The sequence below is a fragment of the Microbacterium sp. ABR10 genome (assembly GCF_057812175.1).
This window is the reverse complement of record NZ_CM173821.1, coordinates 338,565-362,354: the sequence shown is the minus strand read 5'-3', so window position 1 is coordinate 362,354 and position 23,790 is coordinate 338,565. Positions and strand designations below refer to the sequence as shown.

Here is a 23,790-nt window from a genome sequence, read left to right as displayed (position 1 = left end):
GGGTGTCCGGTGAGTTATCCCGGCACCTCGGCAACGGTCGACATTTGTGGCGTAGTCGATCTGTCTTGCCGTTGCGGCACTCCCGCGGCCGTGCGCACAATCACGCGAGCGACAGAACACCGCTGAGCGACAGAACACCGCTGGCCGCACTCTCCCTTCCGGGAAGAGTGCGGCCAGCGGTGTCCTGTTGTTCAGCGGGACGCGCGCCTCACACCCACGCGACCCGGGACTCGAAGCGGACGTACTGTGCGCCGCCCGACGCGAAGGCGAAGAGGCCGATCGCGGGACTGTACGAGAAGGCTGCCCCCGTGCGCGACTTGGCCGTGATGTAGTCCGAGCCCGATCCGGTCGGAACGCTCCGATTGTTGAAGGCTGCGCCGTCGAGCCGGCGCAACGCCAAAGTCTCGGAGAACTCATTGGCCGCCCCGGATCCGACCAGCCACTGTCCGGCAGAGACCGCCCGGAAGCCGCCCGTGAGCCCACCTCCACCGGCTCTGGCATTCAGGGCAAACCATCCGAACCCGCTCGGTGCGCTGTTCGGAACGAGAACCTGATATTGGTTCGAAGGCACGATCGTCCCGCTGGCGGTCAGAACATCGAACAGGAGCGCGTCGACGACCTGGTTCCTCGACGGCTTGATCCCGTCAGTGAACGTCGCCAGGTCGAGTCGGGTGCCGCCGGCTCCCGCCGAACCAGCCGGGCCGACGCGCGCCGTGGTGGACGCCACCAGACCCCACGAGGTCGCGGTGAAGGTCACCGACGGGACGGCCGCGTTGCTCACACTCACGACGACGCTGGCAGAGCCGTTGGCGGCGAAAATCGCGGTAGGCCCGTTGGGGTAACCGATACCGGATCCGCTGTTCGTGACCGTGACATCGCGCCCGGGCCAGCCCGCCAGACTGATCGTGGCGTTGCCGCCGGCCCCGATCTCCGGGGGTGCGGAAATGGCCAAGGTCGGTGTCGACACCGTAAAGGCGCCGCTTCCCGACGCGCCCAGACTGGACGCCGACACCGTTCCTGCGCCGACCGGCGTGTTGCCTCGCGTCTGCAGCGTCGTCTGGACCTGCCCCGCCGCGTTCGTTGTTCCGCTGGCGTTTTTGAGACCCACTTTGCTGTACGTGGTCCCCCATGACACGGTCCGATTCGCCAACGGGGCACCGTTGGAGTCCGTCACCGTCGCCGTCACGGTGGAAGCCCCGCCCGCGCCGATCGACGACGGTGAAACCGCCACCGCCACCTTCACCCCGAGCATCGTCCACGACGCGTTGCCCGAAGCCCCCGACGACGAAGCCGTGAGCGTCGCCACTCCCGCCGCGGTCGCCGTGGTCGACCTCACCGTGGTTGAGAACTGTCCCGACGCGTTCGTCGTCCCACTCGCCGCCGCGAACGACACGCCGGACCTCGAGGTCGACAACGTCACCGCGCGACCCGCCAGAACGGCGCCGCTGGAATCCTTCACCGTCGCCGTCACCGTCGCGGAATCACCCCGCACGGACGACGACGGTGAGACCGCCACAGCCACCGCCACGGTCTTGACCAACAGGGCCGCGCTCGCGTTGGCCCCACTGACGACCGCCGATATGGTGACCGTCCCGCCCGCACGCGTCGAGGCGACCGTGAGCGTCGAGCGGAAAGTGCCGTCGGACTGCGTCACGCCGGTCGCCGGCGAGAACGACACACCCGCCGCCGCCGACAGCGTCACCGCCTGTCCGACCACCGCAGCGCCCGCCGCGCTCTTGACCGTCACGACCAACGACGAGGTGCCCCCGGCCACCACAGACGAGGGAGACAGCACGATGGACACCGCCTGGCCCGACGCCGCCACCGCGGGCGACGACGCGGTCATCACGATGGCGGGAACGGCGACGGCCGACGCCCCGAGGACCGCCCGTCGAGGAATGCCCGACGATGATGCGGTCGGATTCTGGTTGCTGAGCTGTGGCATGAACACTCCCGAAGTCAGTGGTTCGCAGATGTGCACGAACCGCTGTGCACTGTAAGCCGGTCACTTCTCCGGGTCGCGCGCCCTCGACGTCGATGTCGCCCGCTACAGGGGATGCAAAGGCGGGAGTTCACCTTAAGGTGAAGACCAACGGGCGTGGCGTGTTCACCTTAAGGTGAAGCGTGAGGACGTCGGCTCCATGTGGCGCGGGCCGGGCAAGTTCAGAGAACGACAGACTCCGGTGGGCCCGCTCACGTCACGTCGAGGGGCATGCGGAAGGTAGCTCCACCCGCACTACGCCTTTCGCCGCTCCCCTGCGTCAGCAGGGTCACCAGCGGTGACCGGTGCGCCTCTCCCACGCCTCCTCGACCGACTCCCGCCTGGCCATGACGATCGCGGCAGGAACGACGAGCAGCAGGGCCACGCCGAGCACGAGGAGCCCCGCCGTCCATCCGCCGGTCAGCTCATGGGTCACCCCGATCGCGAGGGGCATGAACGCCGCGAAGGCGTAGCCCGCGCTCTGCACGAAGGCGCTGACCGCGACGGCGGTCTCGTGCGAGCGCGTGCGCAGACCGAACAGCACGAGGGCGAGCGGGAACATCAGGGGCGGGATGCCGATGAGCACCACCCATAGTGCGGTCGCCGCCGCAGGCGCCACGAGAAGACCGACGATCCCCGTCAGTCCTCCGAGGATCGCCACCACGTAGAACGGGGTCGTCCGCCCGAGACGCGCCACGAGCACGGGCACCAGCAGCGAGACCGGTAGCCCCATGAACGCGAAGAGGGCGAGCAGACCGCCCGCCTCGGCGGCATCCACCCCGGCGTCGTCGATGAGGATCAGCGGCAGCCACGCGAACATCCCGTACGCGACGGCGGAGTTCACGCCGAACGTGATCACCAGCGCCCAGGTCTGCGGCACCCGCACGATGCGCGACAGCACCGACGCCCGGGGTTGCGCGACGATGTCGGAGCGCGAGGCACGGGCGCGCAGGCTCATCGCGATCCACGGCACCACCGCGACCACCGCCACGGCCGCCCACGTCACGAACGACCCCCGCCAGCCGACCGCCTCAGCGAGGGGCACGGCCACGAGCGGCGGCGTGAACGTCGCCACGGCCATCGTGGTCGAGTACACGGTGGTCATGAGTCCGATGCGCTCGGGGAAGTACTTCTTCACCACGGTGGGCAGCAGCACGTTCGCCACCCCGACGGCGGCGAAGACACCGGCGGTCGCCGCCAGCAGCGTCCAGGCGTCGACGGCCGCCGCCCGCAGCGCCAGCATCACGGCGCCGACGATCGCGGCGACGAGCACCGTGCGCTCCAGACCGAGACGTCGCTCGATCGCCGGCGTCACCATGCCCGACAGGGCGAACGCGACGGGCGGCGCCATGCCGATGAGCCCGACGACCGCGGCGGGCACCTCGAAGTCGCGGCCGATCACCGTCAGCAGGGGTGACAGCGACGCCACCGCGATGCGCAGCGTCAACGCGAGCAGCACGACGGCGGCCGCGGCGAGCGCGACATGTCCCGCCGCGCGGCGGGTCAAGACTCCTGGCTGCCCTCGACCCAGGCGAGGTATTCCTCCGACACGGTTCCCGTGACATAGCGGCCGTCGAAGCAGCTCATGTCGAGGTCGACCAGATCGGTGCCCTCCATGATCGCGGCCTTCAGGTCGTCGACCTCCTGGTACACGAGGTAGTCGCACCCGAGCTCCGCGGCGATCTCGGGGATCGTGCGGTCGTGCGCGACGAGCTCGTGACGCGAGGGCATGTTGATGCCGTACACGTGCGGGTACCGCACGGGCGGCGCGGCCGACGCGAACGTCACGCTGAGCGCCCCGGCATCCCGTGCCATTTGGATGATCTCGCGGCTCGTGGTGCCGCGGACGATCGAGTCGTCGACGAGCAGCACGTTCTTGCCCTGGAACTCGGTCGACATCGCGTTGAGCTTCTGGCGCACGCTCTTCTTGCGCACTGCCTGCCCGGGCATGATGAAGGTCCGGCCGACGTAGCGGTTCTTGTAGAAGCCCTCGCGGTACTCGATTCCGAGCTTGCGGGCCACCTGCATCGCCGCCGGGCGGGCGGAGTCGGGGATCGGCATGACCACGTCGATGGACCCCGCGGGGGTGTACTTCGCGACCGTGTCGGCGAGACGCTCGCCCATGCGCAAGCGCGTCTCGTACACCGAGACGCCGTTCATCACGGAGTCGGGGCGAGCCAGGTAGACGTACTCGAACGAGCACGGGGCCAGCGTCGCGTTCGGCGCGCACTGCTGGGCGTGGAGCGTGCCGTCGAGGGCGACGAACACCGCCTCGCCGGGCTCGATGTCGCGCACGACCTCGAAGCCGGCGTTCTCGAGCACGAGCGACTCGGATGCCACGATGAACTCGTCGCGCGGCTCGCCGCCCGGCACGTCGGCGGCGGGGCGCTTGCCGAGGATGAGGGGACGGATGCCGAACGGGTCGCGGAAGGCGAGGAGTCCGTAGCCGGCGATGAGGGCGATGGAGGCGTAGGAGCCCTCGACGCGCTCGTGCACGCGGGCGACCGCGCGGAAGACCTGCGCGGGGTCGAGATCGGGTCCGGTGATCTCGGACTGCAGCTCGGAACCCAGGATGTTCACCAGCAGCTCGGTGTCGCTGCTGGTGTTGAGGTGACGGCGGTCCTTGCTGAACAGCTCACGGGTGAGCTCGCGCGTGTTCGTCAGGTTGCCGTTGTGCACCAGCACGATGCCGTACGGGGCGTTGACGTAGAAGGGCTGCGCCTCTTCTTCGTTCGACGCGGTGCCCTTGGTGGCGTAGCGCACATGGCCGAGGCCGATGTCGCCGAGGAGTGCCCGCATATCGCGCGTGCGGAACGCCTCGCGCACCTGGCCGCGGGCCTTGTGGATGTGGAAGACACCGCTCGCCTCGGCGGTGGCCATGCCCGTGGAGTCCTGTCCGCGGTGCTGAAGGAGGAGGAGCGCGTCGTAGATCTCCTGGTTGACGGGGCCTTGCCCGGCCATGCCGACGATGCCGCACATTGCGTGTTACTTCGCTCCGTTCGCCGGCGCACCGGCATCCGCGTAGGAGCCGACCAGGCGCACCGCGCCCCCGTCGACGCCCTTCGCGCCCTGTTCGTACTCGCCCTCGGGTCGCTGGTCGTCGCGGACGACGCCGACCTGCCACGTGGCGATGCCCTCGGCCGTGAGCGCCGCGGTCGCGGCATCCGCGATCTCGGGTGCGACGACGGCGAGGAAGCCGATGCCGAGGTTCCACGTGCCCTCGGTCGCGGTCAGCTCGAGCCCGCCGATGTCGGCGAGCACGCGGAACACCGGCGACGGGCTCCACGTCGAGCGGTCGACGTCGACCCACGTGTCCTGCGGCAGCACGCGCGCGAGGTTGGCCGCGATGCCGCCCCCGGTGACATGGCTGAGCGAATGGATGCCGGAGCCCACCGCCTCGTCGTCGAGCAGGCGCAGCAGGGGCGAGGTGTACAGGCGCGTGGGCTCGAGGAGCGCCTCTCCCCAGGTGCCCCCGAGGTCGGCGGACACAGCACCGTAGGCGATGCCCGCGCCGGCGATGATGTGGCGCACGAGCGAGTAACCGTTCGAGTGCAGGCCGCTGGAGGCGAGGGCGAGCACGACGTCGCCGCCGCGCACGCGGTCGGCGCCGAGGATGCGGTCGGCCTCGACCACGCCGGTCGCCGCCCCCGCGACGTCGTAGTCGTCGACGCCGAGCAGGCCGGGGTGCTCGGCGGTCTCGCCACCGACCAGCGCGGTACCGGTCATCGAGCAGCCGCGCGCGATTCCCGCGACGATGTCGGCGATGCGCTGCGGCACCACCTTGCCGCACGCGATGTAGTCGGTCATGAAGAGCGGGCGGGCACCGACCACGACGATGTCGTCGACGACCATGCCGACGAGGTCTTCGCCGATGGTGTCGTGCTTGTCGATGGCCTGCGCGATGGCGACCTTCGTGCCGACGCCGTCGGTGCTGGTCGCGAGCAGCGGCTTGGCGTAGTCGCGCAGCGCCGAGGCGTCGAAGAGGCCGGCGAAGCCACCGACACCGCCGAGCACTTCGGGGCCGTGGGTGCGACGCACGGCCGACTTCATCAGTTCGACGGCGAGGTCTCCGGCGGCAGTGTCGACGCCGGCGGCGGAATAGGGGTTTTCGTGGGGAGCGGAAGCCACCGCAACAGACTACCCGGGGTGGACGCGCGCGCGTTCCGCGCGGGTCGGGCCCGCGGCCGCAGGCGCAAGCGCAAGCAGGGCGGCGGGGGCGCGGGTGTCGGCGTCGGCGCAGGCCGGGTTCGCGTCTGCGACGGCCGGGTTCGCTTCCGCGATAGCAGTGGGAACAGGTGCGGCGAGGGAGGAGATTCGGCGACGGGAGGACAAGTCGGGCCCCCGGCATCCTCCCCTCCCGGAATCTCCTCCGCTCCGGGGGCGGACACGGAACCGACACCGCGCGAGCGCCTCTCAGGACCGCGCTGCCGCGCACCCGTCCCGAGTGCGGCACCTGCCGAGCGCGGGCTTGGGGCACGTCCGTCGGAGGAGATCCGGCGACGGGAGGACGCGTCGGGCCCCCGGCATCCTCCCCTCCCGGAATCTCCTCCGCTCCCGGGGTCGGCAACGGAATTCGCTGCGTCAGCGGGCTCGATGCAAGCCCTGCGCGATGGCCTGCACGATGAGGAGCTGAACAGACGGCCAGTCCTCGACCATCTGGCGATAACCGACGCGGATGACGTGATACCCGTTCAGGGTCAGGAGCGTGTCGTGGCGGATGTCGGCCTCGCGTTGCGCGCCCACGTGATGACCGCCGTCGACTTGCAGCACGAGCTTCTCCCCGATCAGCAGGTCGACCCGGTGACCGAGGATCCACGCCTGCGGTGTGAGTCGTTCGCGCAGCCACCGCAACCGGACGATCAGGAAGGTCTCGAGACCGGAGTCCGGCAGGGGCGTCGCCTCCTCGGCGAGGTCTCGCGCGCGTGCCGAGAGGGGGTAGCGCCGCATCTCGTCGAGGGTGACGAGCCGTTTGTTCAATGCCGAGTCCCACACGGCCAGCGCTTGCTCCGCCGGAAGGCACGCGCTCACGACCCCGAGCACGTTGACCACTCCATCGACGAGGCTTTCCGGATGCCGCGGAAGCAACGGTCGCGCGCGGTGGACGCGCGTCCCGGACGCGACGACGATTCGCCCCGCATGCGCCGGTGCCGCCACGTGAAGGACGTGCTGATCGAGGACCCATAACCCGTGACGCGCAGCTGCGGTACAGCAGGCGAGGCTCACCCCCGCCCGCGCAGCCGCGACGAGAAGGGGGTCGGCATCGGGGAGCGCGACCCACCGTCGACGAACCCGGAGAAGAGCACCGGTCCGCACGGCCGCGGCAATGGTGTCAGGGGACGTCCCCTCGCGCTGCATTCGCGCCGAAGGGGCGACCCCGTCGAGCGCGCGGACGCGGCTGACAAGAGCATCGATGCGTTGCGAGAAAGGTGAACTCATCGAGGTAGCGTGCCCGGCTGCTCCGAATCGGAGTGGGAGCCGGGGGCGCCGCCTGTGGACAACCGGGTGGGGAGGAGGGGCGTGCAGCACCGGCCGCTTTCCCGCGAGCGGAGGACATTCCGCAACTGGAGGACCCCGTAAGGCCACGGCATCCTCCCCTCCCAGAAACTCCTCCCCCGCACACGCACCACCCGCACACACCGCGAGCGGAGGACATCCCGCGACCGGAGGACCCCCAGGGCCATGGCATCCTCCCCTCCCCGGAACTCCTCCCCCGCTCGTCGCGCACGCGCCCCGCGCCCGACGCCCCGTACGCGGCGCTCTCCCCGCCCAACCCCCACCAGGCGCAAGACCCATCCCCCGGGCAGGGGGCGTCCTTACAATGGCGCCATGACGAGCGGTCAACCGGAGTGGGTGATCCGCGAGGACGCGGCGCAGTCGGTGCTCGTCGCGCTGTATCTGCGCCAGGTGCTCGGCATCCGCTCCCCGGAGGAGCTCCCGGCTCTCCGGCGCGTGCCACCCCCGATGATCACGAGCGACACGGATGCCGCGCACGCGCAGCTCGAGCGCGAGTGGCGGGGCTTCTGGGCGATGACCGTCGAGCCGCAGGCACACCCCTCGCCCGTACCGCTGGAGCTGGTGGACGGGTTCGGCGGCCTCGTCGCCCTGCCCGTCGACGGCGCCGACACGCTGCGCCGGGCCGCGACCGCGCACGCCGACGACGCGCTCGACTTCGCCCGCCTCGCCCATGATCGCTACTCGCGGGAATCGGCGGCGCGTCCGGGTGTGTCGTACCGCGCCTATGCCAGCGCGATCGCGGCGCACGAGCGGACCGTGGGGAGGCGTGCGCACTCGTTCGAGTTGAACGTGCAGGTGCTGCCGCTGACTCAGCGGGGCGTGTGGTGGATCGGCTCGTTGACTGTGGCGGTCACCGACGGTCTGCGCAGCGACGTCGTGGCCTTCGACGCCGCGATCCACCCGATCATCGCGGAGCTGGCCTGAAGATCAGACCTCGTACTGCTCGTGGTCGACCATGACGCGGCGCGTGCGCCCATTGAGGACCCGCTCGAAGATCAGCGCGACGATCGCGGCGAGCACGACGCCCGCGACGACGCAGATGAGAGCGGTGAAGCCGAACACCTGCAGCTCGGAATAGACGACCTGCGTATAGGGGCTGATGTCGGATCCGTCGATCGCGACCGTCAGGATCAGGGCGACCAGGATGCCGAGGAACGCCCCCGCCGCCAGGAACACGCCGTACTTGGGTGCGCGACGCACGGTCGCGGTCTCGATGTCGTCGCGGACGTACACCGGTCGTTCGGGGGCGGGCTGCTCGGCCATGTGCTCATTCTCCCACCGTCGCGGTCTCCGTGGGCCGTGACCTTTCGGCGTCGAGTCAGCGTCGGGGCCCACGCGGCGGCGCGGTGGAGCTGCGCACGATGAGTTGCGAGGGCAGCACGGTCTCGTCGATCGGTGCACCGCCCACCATCGCCTGAAGCAGCAGCTCGACGGCCAGGGCGCCGGAGCGGGCGATCGGCATACGGACCGTGGTGAGACTCGGGGTGACGGCGCCGGCGAGGTCGATGTCGTCGATGCCGACGATGCTGATGTCGTCGGGGCAGACGCGGCCGAGCTCGGCCATTCCCGCCTCGAGGCCCAGGGCGACGAGGTCGTTGTAGGCGATCACCGCGGTGGCGCCGCTGGCGACGGCGGCCGCGGCCCCTGCCCGGCCTCCTTGAATGGATGCCGCGTGATGGCTCAATCGCGTCAAACGGATGCCGAAGCGCTCGCACGCGCGGGCCACGGCACCCACGCGCTGCTCGTCGGCCCAGGAGCCGTGCGGTCCGGACGCATACGCGACGTGGTCGTGACCGAGGGCCGAGAGGTGCTCCACCGCCTGGGTCGGTCCCCGCTCGGCATCCATCACCACGCACACCGCGCCGGGGAGGACGCGGTTGATCACGACATGCGGGGTGTCGCGGACGAGAGCGAGCACCTCGTCCTCGGGAAGGCGCGGAGAGCACAGCACCAGGCCGTCGGTACGGCATCCGAGTTCGATGGATTCGCGTTCGCGGCGGAGGTCCTCGTCGGCGTCGAACAACACGATGCGATGCCGACCGTGCCACGCCTGCCCCTGTATCGCCTTGAGCAGGGTGGCGTAGACCGGGTTCGCGGCATCCGGGACCACCACCGCGATCGTGCGCGTCCCCGTGGCCACCTGGGGCGTGGAGTACCCCAGTTCGACGGCGGATCGGCGCACGCGCTCGAGCGTGGCGGGCGCCAATCGGTCGGGTTCGCCGAAGGCGCGTGACGCGGTGGCGATCGACACTCCCGCGTGCCGCGCCACTTCTGTGAGGTTCGCCGCCATCTCCACCTCCTGTCGCCGTGTGTCCATCATCCTTCATCGTTCGATGTAAATACTTGACAAGTTTGTACAAACAACTGCACACTGTTTCCATGCCGATCATCGACGATCCCCTCGAGGCGACCCGTGCCGCATCCGACGGAGCCGCTGCGACCGCTCGCCTGACCCGCGCCACGTCCGGCACGGTGGCGATCCCCGCGGCGCCCGCCGCCGCCGGGATCCTGCACCTGGGCCTGGGCAGCTTCCACCGCGCTCACCAGGCCGTCTACACCGCCGCCGCCCTCCGCGCCGACGGCGGGGACTGGGGAATCGTCGGCGTCGCCTCGCGGTCGCGGCGCATCGTCGACTCCCTGCACGCGCAGGATCACCTCTACGCCGTCGCGACCGTCTCGCCCACGGGGACCTCGCTCGAGATTCCGGGCGTCCACACCGACTCCTACGTCGCCGCCGACGACCCGGCGCGCGTGGTCGCCGACCTCGCCGACCCGCGGATCCGCATCGCCACGCTCACCGTGACCGAGAACGGCTACAACTACTCGCCCTCGAGTCAGCGGCTCGACGTGGCCGACCCGATCGTCGCCGCCGACATCCGCGGCGGCGCTCCCCGGTCCACGATCGGGCAGCTCGCCCGCGGGCTCCAGCGTCGGGCCCAGGCCGGCGGCGAGCCGATGTCGATCCTCAGCTGCGACAACCTGCTGTCCAACGGCTCGCACACCGAGAAGCTCGTGCGGGCGTTCCTGCAGGAGCTCCCGGATGCCGAAGGTGCCGACGTCCTCGCCTACCTCGACCGCGCCGTCACTTTCCCCTCGAGCATGGTCGACCGCATCGTCCCGTCGACGACCCCGGAGTTCGCCGATCGCGTCGCCGCCCTGCTCGGCGTGCGCGACGACGCGCCGGTGCCCGCCGAGCCGTTCACGATGTGGGCGATCGAAGACCGCTTCGCCGCGGGACGACCGATGTGGGAGGCCGGCGGCGCCGTGTTCACCGACGAGGTCGGCGCGTACGAGCTGCTCAAGGTGCGTCTGCTCAACGGCACGCACTCGCTCATCGCCTACCTCGGCGCGCTGAAGGGCGCGGCGACGATTCCGGATGCCATCGCCCTCCCCGAGATCGAGGCCTCCGCCGCGGCCGTGCTGCGTCACGAGTACGAGCCCTCGGTCACCGCGCCCGCAGGCGTCGACGTCGAGCAGTACGAGCGCGAGCTGTTCGCGCGCTGGGGCAACAGCGCACTGGGACACCGCACCGACCAGGTCGGCTCCGACGGATCGGTCAAGCTCGGCCAGCGCATCCCCGGTCCCGTCCTGCAGGCGCTGGACCGCGGGGAGTTCCCGCACCTCATCGCCCTCACCGTCGCCGCCTACCTCGCCTGCGTCGCGCCGCCCGCCGGATTCGACCCGGGTCCGCACGCCGCGGCGATGAACGACAACGCGCGCGAGCGCCTCACCGCAGGCGCCGGGCGCGGTGGCCGCGACCTCGCGGCCCGCGCCATCGTCGACCTGCACCTGTTCGGCGAAGACCTCGCGCACCGCACCGCCTTCGTCGACCGGGTCGGTGACCTGCTCGACACCATCGTGCAGCGCGGCATCGACAGCGCCGTCGCCGACGCCCTCTCGGCATCCCGAGCCCTGGCGACCACCACCCCCTGACCATCCGGCGCTCCAGAAGCGCACACGACACGAAGGAGACGCGATGAAGCTTCTCGCGATCCACGGCGCGGAGGACATCCGCTGGGAAGACCGCCCCACCCCGGAGCCCGGTGACGGCGAGGTGCGCCTGCGCGTGCGCTACGTCGGCATCTGCGGCTCCGACCTGCACTACTACTTCCACGGCAAGAACGGCGAGTACGCCGTCCGCGAGCCCCTGACCCCCGGTCACGAACTCTCCGCCGAGGTCGACCTCGACCCCTCGGGACGCCTCGCGCCGGGGACCCCCGTCACCGTGCACCCGGCACGATTCGGCCCCTCGGTCGCGGGTCTCGAAAACCGCCCGCACCTGCGCGCGGGTGGCGACTACCTCGGCAGCGCCGCAGGATTCCCCCACCGTCAGGGCGGCGCCGCCGAGCTGCTCATCGTGGAGGAGCACATGGTGCGCGTTCTGCCCGAGGGGCTCCCCCTCGAGCGCGCCGCTCTCGCCGAGCCGCTGGCCGTCGCCATCCACGCGGTGAGCCTGGCCGGCGACCTCACGGGCCGGCGCGCCCTCGTCATCGGCGCGGGTCCGATCGGCTTGCTCGTCGCGGCCGCGGCCGTCCACGCGGGCGCCGAGGTCGTGGGCGCGAGCGACGTGCGACCCGAACCCCTCGAGCGGGCGCGGACGCTCGGCGCGACCGAGACCTTCCTCGTCGGCACCGACACGATCGAGAACGAATCGTTCGACGTCGTGTTCGAGTGCTCGGGCGTGGGGGTCGCCCTCACGCAGGCCGTGCGCGCAGCCCGCCGTGCGGGCACCGTCGTGCAGGTCGGCATGCTCCCCGATACCCAGCTCGGAGTGAACCTCGCCCCGATGCTCGCGAAGGAGCTCACATTGCGCGGTGCGTTCCGCTTCTCGACCGAGATCGACGACGCCATCGCGATGCTGGCGTCGACCGACACCCTCGACGCGGTCGTCTCGCACGTCGTCCCCGCGACCGACGCCGTCAGCGCGTTCGCCACCGCGCGCGACTCCTCGGCATCCGCCAAGGTCCTCCTCTCCCTCTAACCCACCGACACCCGCTGTCACAGACCCGTCATCACTACAAAGGAGTAATCCGATGAGCAGCTCTTCCGCCCCCGGCGTCGACGCCTCGACGTCACCGCCCGTCGCCAAGAGGTCGACCGGCGACCTCGCCCGCGCCGCCGTCTCGGGCTGGCTCGGCACTGCGCTGGAGTTCATGGACTTCCAGCTCTACTCGCTGGCCGCCGCCCTGGTCTTCAGCCAGATCTTCTTCGCCGGAGGGGATGCCGCCATGGCGGTCGTCCTCGCGATGGCGACCTACGGCGTGGGTTACGTGGCCCGCCCCGTCGGCGCGTTCTTCTTCGCCCGCATCGGCGACAAGATCGGCCGCAAGCAGGTGCTCTTCTACACGATCCTGCTCATGGGAGCGGCGACCACCCTCATCGGCGTGCTGCCCACGTACGAGCAGGTCGGCATCCTGGCTCCGATCCTGCTGGTGATCCTGCGTCTGGCGCAGGGCTTCGGTGCGGGGGCCGAGATCTCGGGCGCGGGCGTCATGCTCGCCGAGTACGCCCCCGATAACCGTCGCGGCGTCGTCGCCTCGCTGGTCGCCCTCGGCACCAACTGCGGAACCCTCTTCGCCTCGGGCATCTGGGCGATCCTGCTCGCCGTGATGATGGAGAGCGACGTCATCGCGTGGGGCTGGCGCATCCCCTTCATCGGCAGCGCCGTGATCATGCTCTTCGCCCTGTGGGTGCGCTTCAACCTCAAGGAGAGCCCGGTCTTCGAGGAGCGCACCGACGTCGTCGACGGCAAGGCGCTCTCGCGCGCCGAGCTGGAGCGCGTGGCCACCGAGACCAACGACGTCCGCACGCTGGAGTCGCTGCAGAAGAAGCCTCTGAAGGCCATCCTCGTGTCGTTCTTCCTGCGCTTCGGCCAGGCCGGCAACTCCGGCATCGTGCAGACCTACCTCATCTCGTTCATCACGATCACCCTCGCGATCTCGAAAGAGGTCGGCCCCGAGATCGTCATCGTGTCGTCGCTGATCGGCTTCATCACGATCCCCCTCGTCGGGTTCCTCGGCGACAAGGTCGGTCGCCGCCGGATGTACATCGTGATGTCGTCGCTGTCGCTCGTGCTGATCGTCCCGACCCTGCTGCTGATCAACTCCCGCGAGGTGGGCTGGATCTTCGTCGGCTACGCGCTGATCCACAACATCTCGGTGCTGGGTCTGGCATCCATGGAGAACATCTCGATCCCCGAGATCTTCGGTGCCCGCAACCGCTACACCCTCACCGCCGTCGTCCGCGAGGTCGCCGCCATCATCGCCACGGGCATCGGCCCGGTCGTCGCCGCCGCATGGGTGGCCGCCGCGACCGGCAGCATCATCCCGATCATGGTGCTCATGGGCATCTTCACGGCGTCCGCCCTGGTCGCCGCGATCGTCGCACCCGAGTGGACCGGCCGCGACCTGCGGGATCCCCGCCCCGCGATGTGATCCGGCGGGGCTTCCTCCGGGGAGCCCCGTCACCAGGCGGGCCGCGCAGCCCGCGTCCGGGTGGGCTCGTGACGGCGGGCCCGCCCGGTATCCCTCCCTCTCACGGTCGTTGCACTCGCCTCACGGCCGGATGCCGACCCGCCCCACCTCTCGACCAGGAAGTCCCTCATGAGCATCGCCTCCGTCGACGTCATCGTCACCAGCCCCGGACGCAACTTCGTCACCCTCAAGATCACCACGAGCGACGGCGTCGTCGGATGGGGGGATGCCACCCTCAACGGCCGCGAGCTGTCGGTGGCGTCGTACCTCTCCGACCACCTCGCCTCGATGCTGATCGGCCGCGACGAGGACCGCATCGAAGACACCTGGCAGTACCTCTACCGGGGCGCCTACTGGCGCCGCGGCCCCGTCACGATGGCCGCGATCGCCGCGGTCGACATGGCGCTGTGGGACATCAAGGCCAAGAAGGCCGGGATGCCGCTGTACCAGCTGCTCGGAGGCGCGAGCCGCGACGGCGTCCGCGTGTACGCGCACGCCTCGGGGACCGACTTCGAGGCCCTGGCCAACGCCATCACGGGCTACCGCGAGCTCGGCTTCACCGCCGTGCGCGTGCAGACCGGCGTTCCCGGCCTCGGCCAGATCTACGGCGTCTCGGCCGCCGGCCCGGGTGTGCGCTACGACTACGAGCCCGCGAAGCGCTCCGGTGACCGCCCGGCCGAGGAGACGTGGGACACGCGCCAGTACCTCAACCACATGCCCGGGATCTTCTCGAAGATCCGCGAGCAGTTCGGTACCGACCTGCGCATCCTCCACGACGGTCACCACCGCATGTCGCCGATCGAGGCGGCGCGCTTCGCGAAGGACGTCGAGCCCTACGACCTGTTCTGGCTCGAGGACGCCACCCCCGGCGAGGACCAGACGGCGCTGCGCCTCATCCGCCAGCACTCGACGACGCCGCTCGCGATCGGCGAGGTGTTCAACACCGTGTACGACTACCAGACGCTGATCACCGAGCGCCTGATCGACTACGTCCGCTCGGCCGTCACCCACACCGGCGGCATCACCGCGATGAAGAAGCTGCTCGACTTCGCCGCGATCTACGGCATCCGCTCCGGCATCCACGGTCCCACCGACATCTCGCCCGTCGGCATGGCGGCGGCCCTGCACCTGGACCTCGCGATCCACAACTTCGGCATCCAGGAGTACATGCCGCACAACGAGCAGACGCTCGAGGTGTTCCAGACCTCCTTCACCTTCGACAGGGGGTTCCTCCACCCGGGCGACCAGCCCGGTCTCGGCGTGGAGCTCGACGAGGAGGCCGCCGGCGCGTTCGAGTACACCAAGGCCTACCTGCCCGTGAACCGCCTGCTCGACGGGACCGTCCATGACTGGTGAGCTCCCCACCCGCACCGTCTCGTCGAAGCTCGTCGTGGTCGCCCGCGCGTCCGCGGCGTCGCACTACGCACCGGTGCTCGCCGCACTCGCGGACGCGGGCGTGCAGAGCGTCGAGCTGACCCTCACGACGCCGGGCACGTTCGACGCCTTCGCCGAGCTGCGCGGGTCGTTCGACGGCGACCTCGGCATCGGCACGGTCACGAACCTCGACCAGCTCGAGCGCGCGATCGCCGTCGGCGCCGACTACGTCGTCACCCCGATCACCTCGACCGCGCTGGTCGAGCACGCGGTCGCCGCCGGCATGCCGATCGTCCCGGGAGGGCTCACTCCCACCGAACTGTTCGCCTCGTGGTCGGCGGGCGCCTCGGCGGTCAAGGTGTTCCCGGCCGGCCAGGTCGGCCCCGGCTACCTCAAAGATCTGCGCGGTCCCTTCCCCGACATCGCCGTCGTCCCCTCCGGAGGGGTGGATGCCGACAGCGCGGCCGCGTGGCTGGCGGCGGGCGCCGTGGCGGTCAGCGTCGGCGGGCCGTTGCTCGGCGACGCGTTCCGGGGCGGCGATCTGGGCGCGTTGCGCGCGAGGGCCGAGCGGTTCGTCGAGGTGTGCGCGGGGGTCTCGGCGTGAGCGGGGTCTCCCCGGCGGGTCGGGCCCGCACCGCCACCTCGGCGGTCGGCCGTCCCGGCGTCGCGCCTGCGGCTGCGAGGTCGGCCCGCGACACGGGGGCCGACGCATGACCCGCGTCGTCACCCTCGGCGAGACGATGGCGCTCGCCCGCACCACCGAGATCGGGTCGCTCCGGCACGCCGCGGGCCTCGCGCTCGGCATCGGCGGGGCCGAGAGCAACGTCGCCGTCGGATTGCGGCGCCTCGGGGTCGACACCTCCTGGCTCGGCCGCGTGGGCGACGACCCCCTCGGCGAGCGCATCGCGCGAGAGCTGCGCGGAGAAGGCCTCGACGTGCACGCGCTCGTCGACGACGGAGCGGCGACGGGCCTGATGCTGAAGGAGCGTCCGTCTGCGGCATCCACCGCGGTCCACTACTACCGGCGCGGCTCGGCCGGCTCGCGCCTCGCGCCCTCCGACATCCCCGCCGGATGGATCGAGGATGCCGACCTGCTCCACGTGACCGGCATCACCCCGCTGCTGTCGACCACGGCACACGACGCGGTGCTCGCCGCCGTCGATCGTGCCCGCGACGCCGGCGTGCCGGTGAGCTTCGACGTGAACTACCGCTCCGCGCTGGCGGCCCCCGACGTCGCCGGGCCCCTCCTGCGCGAGATCGCCGAGCGCGCGACGCTGGTCTTCGGCGGCGTGGAGGAGTTCGCCCTGCTGACCCCGGATGCCGCGGAATCGCTGCTCGTCGCCGGCGTCGCGCACGTCGTGGTCAAACGCGGTCCCGCGGGGGCGGCGGTCTTCACCGACACCGGCCTCACCGAGGCGCTCGGCTTCGTCATCGACCCCCTCGACACCGTCGGCGCCGGAGACGCGTTCGTCGCCGGCTACCTCAGCGCCCACCTCGAGGGACTCGACGTCGCCGACACGCTCGTGCGCGCCAACGCCTGCGGCGCCATGGCGTGCCTCGTGCCCGGCGACTGGGAGGCGGCCCCGACCCGCCGCGACCTGGTGCGGTTCCTCGCCGGCGGCGGCGACCCGGTTCAGCGCTGAGGAGGGCGCACCCCTCGGCGCTCCGCGAGGACGCATCCGTTCGTCGAGACCGCACGTGTTCTTTCGCAATACCGTGCGGCCTCGGCGAACGAATGCGGTCTCGGCGCCCACCGGTGGCGTCTCGGCGCGAGCGGGGGGGCGGCAGGAGGGCGGGCCTAGGGCCGCAGCGGCAGCAGCGCGCTGATGTCGGCGCGAACGCCGGAGGCGACGATGCGGCCCGCGGTCGTGGCATCCGCCCAGTGCTCCTGACCCGTGGCGACGGCGATCCAGGTGGCGGCATCGGTCTCGACGACGTTGGGCGGGGTGCCTCGCGTGTGGCGGGGGCCCTCGATCACCTGGACGGCGCCGAAGGGCGGCACACGCATCTCGACCGAGTTGCCGGGCGCCTTCTCGGCCAGCAGTTGCAGCAGGTAGCGCACCGCTGTGGCGGTCGCCGGGCGCGGGGCGTCTCCGGCGGCGACGGCGGCGAGGGCTGCACGGCCGTCTCCGGTCTCGATACGGCGGGGAGGCATGGCATCCACGCTACCCGCGGCGCACGCGGGTCGCCGGGTCGCGTACCCGCATCCGCCACGTCGCGCCTGCCGCGCGGCGCCGCGCGCGCGGACGACGGGGTGCCACCCTGAGGGCGTGACGACCTGGGTCCTGGTGCACGGCACCCCGCTGAGCCCCGCGGTGTGGGACGGGGTGTCGTCGCGGCTCACGGACCAACCCGTCGTCTGCCCCGACGTGTCGCACCTGCCCGACGGCGTCGACGTCCAGGCCACGGTGGCCGGTCGCCTCGCTCCCTCGCTGCCGCCGGGCCGCTGGGATCTCGTCGGTCACTCATTCGGCGGACAGATCGTGCTCGAGTTGGCACTGGCCCAGCCCGAGCGGGTCCGCTCGCTGACGGTGCTGTGCAGCCGCGACACCCCGTTCCCCGCCTTCGCGGCGGTCGCCGACGCGGTCGCTGCCGGGAAGGGACCGACCGTCGAGGCGGGTCTGGCTCGCTGGTTCGTCGCCGCGGAGCTGGCGGCTCACGGCGACGCGGTCGCCCGTGCGGCAGCCGACCTCGCGGTCGCTCACCGCGCGCCGCGGGACTGGGCACGCGCACTGCGCGCCATCTCCACGTTCGACCGAGCCGCCGAGGCCGCGACGCTCGACGTCCCCGTCACCCTTCTCGCGCAGAGGCACGACGGGGTCTCGACGCCCGAGGTCATGGCGGCGTTCGCCGGGCGTCTGCCACGAGCCGTCCTCCACGTCGGCGACGGCGCGCACATGTCGCCGTTCGTCGATCCCGCGGGACTGACGCGTTCGCTCGTCTCGTTCCGCGACGACGCCTGCACCCGTGGCGGTCCCCGGCGGTGACTGTCCACCACGCGCCGCATTGCTTCAGCGGTCGCGGCGTGTCCTGGACCCTCGAGGAGGCCCGTCGCGGGCTCGATAGGCTGGCCGCGTGAGAATCCTGGTCCTCGGTTCGGGCGCGCGCGAGCACGCCATCATCCTCGCCCTGCGCTCTGAAGAGGAGTCGCACGCGATCTTCGCCGCGCCCGGCAACGCCGGCATCGCCCGCGAGGCGCACCTGGTCGACCTCGATCCGCTCGATCCCACGGCCGTGCTCGAGTTCGCCAAGGCCGAGGCCGTCGACCTGGTCATCGTCGGGCCTGAGGCGCCGCTGGTCGCCGGTGTCGCCGATCCGCTGCGAGTCCACGGCATCCCCGTCTTCGGTCCCGGCAAGGCTGCAGCCCAGCTCGAAGGCTCGAAGACGTACGCGAAGCGGATCATGGATGCTGCGGGCGTCCCCACCGGACGCTCCGCGCGCGCCGGCGACCTGGCATCGGTCGAAGCGGCCCTCGACGAGTACGGCGCCCCGTACGTGGTCAAGGCCGACGGCCTGGCCGCGGGCAAGGGCGTCATCGTCACCTCCGATCGCGGCGCCGCCATCGCGCACGCCGAAACCTATCTGCCCACCGGCGCCGTGCTGATCGAGGAGTTCCTCTCCGGACCCGAGGTGTCGCTCTTCTTCCTCAGCGACGGCGACCACGTCGCACCCCTCAGCCCCGCGCAGGACTTCAAGCGCCTGCGCGACGGCGACGAGGGCCCCAACACCGGCGGCATGGGCGCCTACTCGCCGCTGCCGTGGCTCACCGACCGCTTCGGCGGCGAAGACGAGTTCGTCGACCACGTCACCCGTGCGATCGCCGAACCGGTGATCCGACAGATGGATGCCGAGGGCACCCCCTTCATCGGACTGCTCTACGCGGGACTCATCCTCACCGAGCAGGGCGTCAAGGTCATCGAGTTCAACGCCCGATTCGGCGATCCCGAGACGCAGGTCGTGCTCCCCCGCCTGGTCGACCCGCTGTCGCGGCTGCTGCTGGCCGCTGCCTCGGGCACACTCGAGGATCAGCCCCGCCCCGCGTTCGCCGAGGCGACCGCGGTCACGGTCGTGCTCGCGAGCGAGGGCTACCCCGAGGCGCCGCTCACCGGTCGAGTGCTGACGGGCATCGACGAGGCCGGAGAGGTCGACGGCGTACACGTCGCCCACGCCGCCACGGCGCTCCGCGACGGCGAGCTCGTCGCCACCGGCGGACGCGTGCTCAGCGTGGTCGCCACCGGCACGACGTTCGCCGAGGCGCGCACCGCGGCCTACGCCGGGCTCGAGCGCATCGGCCTCGAGGGCGGGCAGTACCGCACCGACATCGCCGTGCGCGTCGTCGAGGCCTGACACCGGGGGTCTCGGCGCTCCTGCGAGGAGCGAGATCAGCGGCGGCGGGCGGCGAGCAGCTGCTCGACGTCGTCGACGAGCCCGGGGGCGCCGGGAGCGACCGCGATCGCGTCGCCGATACGGCGGGCGCGGGCTGCATAGCCATCGTCGGTGAGGATGCGCTGGACGGCCGTGCGGACGGCATCCGGAGTCGGACGTCCCGTCCGCAGGTTGACGCCCACCCGGGCGTGCTGCACGCGCGCGGAGGTCTCGACCTTGTCTTCCGAGTCGCCGGCGATCACGATCGGTACGCCGTGGCGCATCGCATGGTGAAGGCCCCCATAGCCGCCGTTGGTGACCAGCACACTCGTTCGCGCAAGCAGGTCGTCGTAGGGCAGGTAGCTCGCGGCGAAGGCGTTGTCGGGGAGCTCGGGCAGGGTCTCCACGTCGCGCCCACCGGTGGTTACGGCCACCTGCACGGGCAGGTCGGCCAGCGCCGCGAGCGTCGGCTCGATCACCTCGGTGTAATCGGTGTTCGCGACCGTTCCCTGCGTGACGTGCACGAGCGGCAGGGTCGGGTCGAGGTCGTCGAACCACGCCGGCGCCGCAACGGGATGGGCGGTGGCCGAGACCATGGGGCCGTAGAACCGGAGGGCGGCCGGGGCGTCGCGGCGGGCGTATTCGAACTCCTGCACCGTGAACTGCGCGAGCAGGTCGCTGCGCGAGAGGACGTCCATGAAGAACGCGCCGTTCAGGGGCGGCGCGCCGACCCCCGCGAGGAAGCGGTCGAGCGAGCGGTGCACGGGACGCAGCACCGTCTTGGCCGTCACCCCCAGCACACCGTTGCGCAGGCGGTTGAGCGTGGGGTGCCGCAGCGGCGTGATGCCGAGCCCGTACGGGGCCGTGTCACTGCTGGAGAAACCCGCCGGCCCGATGCCGCACATCACCGTGAGGGGGCGCTGAGAGCGCGGCCGTGCGAACAGGGTCTGCACGCCGAGGAAGGTCATGTCGTGCAGCACCACGTCGGCGGGTTCGTCGCGCAGGATCTGCTCGAGGGCGGCCGCGGCCGGCGCTGCGGGGTCGACGAAGGCGCGCTCGACGCCGCGGTTGATGGTCGCGAGCCCGCGATCGCGTTCGTCGGCGCCGATCCCGTCCAGCGTGTCCGCCTCGGCCGGAAGAGGGAGGAACAGGATGCCGGCCTGCTCCACCATCCGCCGGTACCGCGACCCGGTGAGCAGGCGCACGCGCCACCCGCGCCGCTGCAGTTCTTGCGCGACGACGAGGAGCGGGCCCACGTGGCCTGTGGCGGGCATGCTGCACAGCAGGGCGGAGGGTGTCATGTCTGCGTCTTTCGAGGATGACCCTGTCCGCCGAGGGGCGGGGGTCTAGGCGAGGTTGTCGGAGAGGTGGACGAGCTGCGCGGTCAGCCAGGTGCGGTAGGCGGCGACGTCCCACCCGCGGGCCACGGTGAGGTGCGTCCACGGATCCGGGCCGGTGATGAGCCCCAGGACGTCGGCGGCGACGTCGAGCTGGTCGACGCGGATGCGCTCGCGCTGCTGGAACCAGCCCGCGGCGATCGTCATGTCGCGGTGGCGGCGCATCTCGAGGTCGAGGTAGGCGGCGCGCGCCTCCGGGTCGCTGTCGGCGGCGGCCACCATCGCGCGCACGATCGCCGCCGAGCGCTGATTGGCGTCGATGAGGAAATCCACGTATCGGGTGATCGCGGTATCGGTGTGGGGCTCGCCCATGATCGCGATGAGTTCGGGGCGATCGGCGAGCGAGTGCCTCCCCTCGTCTCCCGCGAACGTGCGCTCGAAGGCCGCGATGAGCAAGGCGTGCTTGGGCCCGTTCAGGTGCACCGTGGGAACCGACACCCCCGCCTCGGCCGCGATCGCCTTGATCGAGGTGGCGACGTACCCGTCGCGGACGAAGAGCCGGGCCGCCGCCTCGACGATCGTCGCGCGGGTTTCGGCTGCGTCGGCCTGCCGTCGGGGAGAGTGGTAGCTGCGGGGCACGGGAGAACGCTACTTCGCCGCCGCGACCGTCGACCGGAAGAGCACGAGCCCCGCGACGATCTGCGCGCCGGTGGAGACGAAGTACATCGCGTTCGACAGCGCCTCGATGGTGCTGAGGTTGAGCACGGCGCCGAGCGCGAAGCCGACGAGAGCCAGCACCAAGACGGCCCCGCGTGCCGCGCCCGTCAGAACCGCGGCGCGGACGATGACGATGCCGCCGACCAGCAGGGCGATGCCCTGCGCGGCGCTCATCCCGACCAGGAACGCCATCGCCCCATCGGTGAACACGGCGGACGGCAGCAGGTAGGCCGTGACGAGGTACATGCTCTGGTTCGCGAGAAACAGAGCCCCAAACCCGAGAAGCGCGACCTTGCCCACGAGAGACGAGCCGACGGCGCCCTCTCCGTCGCCTCGGCCCAGCGCGAGCGGGACCATCGCCGCGACGTGGGCGAGCGTGCTCGCGAGGAAGAGCACCCAGAAGGCCGTCGCCGGCCCGGACTCGGTGGCGACGTCGGCGGTGAGCTCGATCGCGGTCGCCGCGGTGAGCAGAGCCCCGCCGACGGCGATCAGGATGCCGGCGGTTCGGGCCCACCGCGGGCGGGGGCCGATCGTCGCGGCGTCGCTCGCGACGGCGGTGGGGGTGGTGATGTGCGGGGCGGAGGTGGTCATGGATGCTCCTGCGAGTGACCGGGATCGGACGGCGGCTCGTTTTCACTATAGCGGCGTATAAATGAATATGGAACCGCCCGCCACGACTCACCGACGATCGTGTCGCGGCCTCAGGACTGCAGCCGGCGCAGTACGTCGGCAAGATGACCGGCGAGCGGGCTGGGATCGCCCGCCCGATCCCCGAACGCCGCCTCATCCACGTCCTCGACGGCGTTGTTGGCCGCCCGCGCCCGCTCGCACCCCTCGGCGGTGGCACGCACGCGAATGGCGCGGCGGTCCGCGGCATCCGGATGCCGTTCGACGAGACCGCGCTCGGCGAGCGCCCGGACGACTTGCGACACCATCATCGGGTCGGCGCCCGCGCGGTGACTCAACTCGGCCTGGGTCATTCCTTCAGCGGTGTCGCCCCAGGTGAGCACCGCCAGCAGGACGAACTGCACGTGCGTCAGCTCATGCGGGGCGAGCGCTCGACGGATCGCGGCCTGCCACCGGTTCGTCACCTGCCACAACAAGAACCCGGGACTCACATCGCCGGTCGGGAAGCGGCTGTCGAGGGGGTTCGTCATCTCTCGATCATCGCGTGCTCGATGACGTCGGCGTCGGCCGGCGCGATCTCGACAAGACCGCGCCGGAGTTGATACCCCCAGTTCGGCTCGGCGGTCAGAGCGAGCCGGCCCCGCAGGTCGGCGACGGCGACGGGTCGCGCCGCTCGATACGTCACCGCCCGACGGAACGGACGGAAGTCCCCCTCGTCGGCCTGCCAGATCTCCCCCTCGTCCACGCGTCCGATGGCGGTGAACTCCCGCAGTTTCGCGGTATCGCCGAGGCGGTGCACCGGCGAGTAATAGATGAGCGTGTCGCCCGGCCGCATGCGGGCGAGCCCGGGGCGTTTGCCGTGGCCGATCTGGGCGATACCGAGCGCGACACCGCGCGCGACGTGCTCCGCGGACGCAACGCCGATCCAGGCGGTCATCGGCCTTCCACCACGGCGACGAGCCGGTCGAGATCGGCGGGAACCGACTGCTCGAAGCCGGCGAACGCGGTGCGCGCCCACAGCCCCGACAGCGGACCGTCGATCGTCACTTCGGCGGTGACACGAGACCCCCCGGCGGTGGGCTCGACGCCGTGACGGAACGTCAGTCGGGCTCCCGGCATCCGTGTGACATCGGTGTAAACACGGTCGGCCTCGAGCTCGGCGACGACGAACCTCACGCGCGGTCCGCCCTCGGGCTTCAGGATGCCGCGACTGCCCTGCGCGACCGGGTGCGCGATGCGCACCCGGTCGGTATCGGGCGACCATTCCCGCCACGTGTCGTGGTCGACCCACCGGGCGAAGAACGAGGCGGGAGAAGCGGAGGATTCACGGACCGCGGAGGCGAGGGTGCGCATGTATTTAGTATGCGCGCATACTACTTTCTTGGCAAGGCGCCATCCGCGC

23 protein-coding genes and 1 pseudogene are annotated in these 23,790 nt (G+C 71.2%); 9 read left to right on the top strand and 15 right to left on the bottom strand.

Annotated features, from left to right (window positions below):
- Nucleotides 1-208: 208 nt before the first annotated feature.
- From ACXKZF_RS01570 to ACXKZF_RS01545, 6 genes and pseudogenes are all read right to left on the bottom strand, one after another.
- Nucleotides 209-967, bottom strand: a complete 759-nt coding sequence (locus tag ACXKZF_RS01570; protein ID WP_488986029.1) for a hypothetical protein — start codon at nt 965-967, stop codon at nt 209-211.
- A 363-nt stretch (nt 968-1,330) separates the two neighbouring features.
- A pseudogene (locus ACXKZF_RS01565) lies at nt 1,331-1,846 on the bottom strand (Ig-like domain-containing protein); the annotation flags it as partial.
- 424 nt (nt 1,847-2,270) lie between these two features.
- Nucleotides 2,271-3,488, bottom strand: a complete 1,218-nt coding sequence (locus tag ACXKZF_RS01560) for an MFS transporter (RefSeq protein WP_488985192.1) — start codon at nt 3,486-3,488, stop codon at nt 2,271-2,273.
- Nucleotides 3,485-4,960 (bottom strand): amidophosphoribosyltransferase, encoded by a 1,476-nt coding sequence (gene purF / locus ACXKZF_RS01555; protein ID WP_055959619.1) that lies wholly within the window; start codon nt 4,958-4,960, stop codon nt 3,485-3,487. The genes ACXKZF_RS01560 and purF overlap by 4 nt, the downstream gene beginning before the upstream one ends.
- 6 nt (nt 4,961-4,966) lie before the next feature.
- The gene (purM, locus tag ACXKZF_RS01550) at nt 4,967-6,109 is read right to left on the bottom strand and encodes a phosphoribosylformylglycinamidine cyclo-ligase (RefSeq protein WP_488985191.1); all 1,143 of its coding nucleotides are present in this window, start codon (nt 6,107-6,109) and stop codon (nt 4,967-4,969) included.
- 453 nt (nt 6,110-6,562) lie between these two features.
- On the bottom strand, nt 6,563-7,417 hold the full coding sequence (locus ACXKZF_RS01545; RefSeq protein WP_488985190.1) for an endonuclease domain-containing protein: 855 nt from the start codon (nt 7,415-7,417) through the stop codon (nt 6,563-6,565).
- Between the two features lie 390 nt (nt 7,418-7,807).
- On the opposite strand from ACXKZF_RS01545, the gene ACXKZF_RS01540 reads away from it, so the two are divergent.
- On the top strand, nt 7,808-8,419 hold the full coding sequence (locus tag ACXKZF_RS01540; protein ID WP_488985189.1) for a zinc-binding alcohol dehydrogenase: 612 nt from the start codon (nt 7,808-7,810) through the stop codon (nt 8,417-8,419).
- Nucleotides 8,420-8,422: 3 nt separating this feature from the next.
- Here the strand turns inward: ACXKZF_RS01540 and ACXKZF_RS01535 are convergent, their stop codons facing one another.
- The gene (locus tag ACXKZF_RS01535; RefSeq protein WP_055959627.1) at nt 8,423-8,758 is read right to left on the bottom strand and encodes a hypothetical protein; all 336 of its coding nucleotides are present in this window, start codon (nt 8,756-8,758) and stop codon (nt 8,423-8,425) included.
- Nucleotides 8,759-8,813: 55 nt separating this feature from the next.
- Complete coding sequence (locus ACXKZF_RS01530) at nt 8,814-9,815, bottom strand: LacI family DNA-binding transcriptional regulator (protein ID WP_488985188.1); 1,002 nt, start codon at nt 9,813-9,815, stop codon at nt 8,814-8,816.
- Between the two features lie 59 nt (nt 9,816-9,874).
- On the opposite strand from ACXKZF_RS01530, the gene ACXKZF_RS01525 reads away from it, so the two are divergent.
- The 6 genes from ACXKZF_RS01525 to ACXKZF_RS01500 all read left to right on the top strand — a co-directional run bounded on the left by ACXKZF_RS01525 (nt 9,875) and on the right by ACXKZF_RS01500 (nt 16,985).
- Nucleotides 9,875-11,428, top strand: coding sequence for a mannitol dehydrogenase family protein (locus ACXKZF_RS01525; protein WP_488985187.1), 1,554 nt, complete (start codon nt 9,875-9,877; stop codon nt 11,426-11,428).
- 43 nt (nt 11,429-11,471) lie between these two features.
- Nucleotides 11,472-12,476 carry an L-idonate 5-dehydrogenase gene (locus tag ACXKZF_RS01520; protein WP_488985186.1) on the top strand — a complete coding sequence of 335 codons (1,005 nt, stop codon included), beginning with the start codon at nt 11,472-11,474 and terminating at the stop codon, nt 12,474-12,476.
- A 52-nt stretch (nt 12,477-12,528) separates the two neighbouring features.
- Nucleotides 12,529-13,929 carry an MFS transporter gene (locus tag ACXKZF_RS01515; protein ID WP_055959632.1) on the top strand — a complete coding sequence of 467 codons (1,401 nt, stop codon included), beginning with the start codon at nt 12,529-12,531 and terminating at the stop codon, nt 13,927-13,929.
- A 168-nt stretch (nt 13,930-14,097) separates the two neighbouring features.
- Nucleotides 14,098-15,324 (top strand): D-mannonate dehydratase ManD, encoded by a 1,227-nt coding sequence (gene manD / locus ACXKZF_RS01510; protein ID WP_055959633.1) that lies wholly within the window; start codon nt 14,098-14,100, stop codon nt 15,322-15,324.
- Nucleotides 15,314-15,946, top strand: a complete 633-nt coding sequence (locus ACXKZF_RS01505) for a bifunctional 4-hydroxy-2-oxoglutarate aldolase/2-dehydro-3-deoxy-phosphogluconate aldolase (RefSeq protein WP_488985185.1) — start codon at nt 15,314-15,316, stop codon at nt 15,944-15,946. Before manD ends, ACXKZF_RS01505 begins: the two co-directional genes overlap by 11 nt.
- 106 nt (nt 15,947-16,052) lie before the next feature.
- Nucleotides 16,053-16,985 carry a sugar kinase gene (locus tag ACXKZF_RS01500; protein WP_488985184.1) on the top strand — a complete coding sequence of 311 codons (933 nt, stop codon included), beginning with the start codon at nt 16,053-16,055 and terminating at the stop codon, nt 16,983-16,985.
- Nucleotides 16,986-17,140: 155 nt separating this feature from the next.
- Here the strand turns inward: ACXKZF_RS01500 and ACXKZF_RS01495 are convergent, their stop codons facing one another.
- Nucleotides 17,141-17,497, bottom strand: a complete 357-nt coding sequence (locus ACXKZF_RS01495) for a sterol carrier family protein (RefSeq protein ID WP_243223984.1) — start codon at nt 17,495-17,497, stop codon at nt 17,141-17,143.
- A 115-nt stretch (nt 17,498-17,612) separates the two neighbouring features.
- On the opposite strand from ACXKZF_RS01495, the gene ACXKZF_RS01490 reads away from it, so the two are divergent.
- Both ACXKZF_RS01490 and purD read left to right on the top strand, forming a co-directional pair.
- Nucleotides 17,613-18,329: an alpha/beta fold hydrolase gene (locus tag ACXKZF_RS01490; protein ID WP_488985183.1), complete on the top strand. Its 717-nt coding sequence runs from the start codon at nt 17,613-17,615 to the stop codon at nt 18,327-18,329.
- Nucleotides 18,330-18,417: 88 nt separating this feature from the next.
- Nucleotides 18,418-19,689 carry a phosphoribosylamine--glycine ligase gene (purD, locus tag ACXKZF_RS01485; protein WP_488985182.1) on the top strand — a complete coding sequence of 424 codons (1,272 nt, stop codon included), beginning with the start codon at nt 18,418-18,420 and terminating at the stop codon, nt 19,687-19,689.
- Nucleotides 19,690-19,724: 35 nt separating this feature from the next.
- Here purD and ACXKZF_RS01480 read toward each other — a convergent pair whose 3' ends face one another.
- The 6 genes from ACXKZF_RS01480 to ACXKZF_RS01455 form a co-directional block, all read right to left on the bottom strand.
- Nucleotides 19,725-21,008: a glycosyltransferase gene (locus tag ACXKZF_RS01480; protein WP_488985181.1), complete on the bottom strand. Its 1,284-nt coding sequence runs from the start codon at nt 21,006-21,008 to the stop codon at nt 19,725-19,727.
- A 45-nt stretch (nt 21,009-21,053) separates the two neighbouring features.
- Nucleotides 21,054-21,683 (bottom strand): TetR/AcrR family transcriptional regulator, encoded by a 630-nt coding sequence (locus ACXKZF_RS01475; RefSeq protein ID WP_488985180.1) that lies wholly within the window; start codon nt 21,681-21,683, stop codon nt 21,054-21,056.
- A gap of 9 nt (nt 21,684-21,692) precedes the next feature.
- Nucleotides 21,693-22,352 carry a hypothetical protein gene (locus tag ACXKZF_RS01470; RefSeq protein WP_488985179.1) on the bottom strand — a complete coding sequence of 220 codons (660 nt, stop codon included), beginning with the start codon at nt 22,350-22,352 and terminating at the stop codon, nt 21,693-21,695.
- Nucleotides 22,353-22,462: 110 nt separating this feature from the next.
- Nucleotides 22,463-22,918: a MarR family winged helix-turn-helix transcriptional regulator gene (locus ACXKZF_RS01465; RefSeq protein WP_055959652.1), complete on the bottom strand. Its 456-nt coding sequence runs from the start codon at nt 22,916-22,918 to the stop codon at nt 22,463-22,465.
- Nucleotides 22,915-23,325, bottom strand: coding sequence for an EVE domain-containing protein (locus tag ACXKZF_RS01460; RefSeq protein ID WP_055959654.1), 411 nt, complete (start codon nt 23,323-23,325; stop codon nt 22,915-22,917). The genes ACXKZF_RS01465 and ACXKZF_RS01460 overlap by 4 nt, the downstream gene beginning before the upstream one ends.
- Nucleotides 23,322-23,741: an SRPBCC family protein gene (locus ACXKZF_RS01455; RefSeq protein WP_488985178.1), complete on the bottom strand. Its 420-nt coding sequence runs from the start codon at nt 23,739-23,741 to the stop codon at nt 23,322-23,324. Before ACXKZF_RS01455 ends, ACXKZF_RS01460 begins: the two co-directional genes overlap by 4 nt.
- Nucleotides 23,742-23,790: the final 49 nt, after the last annotated feature.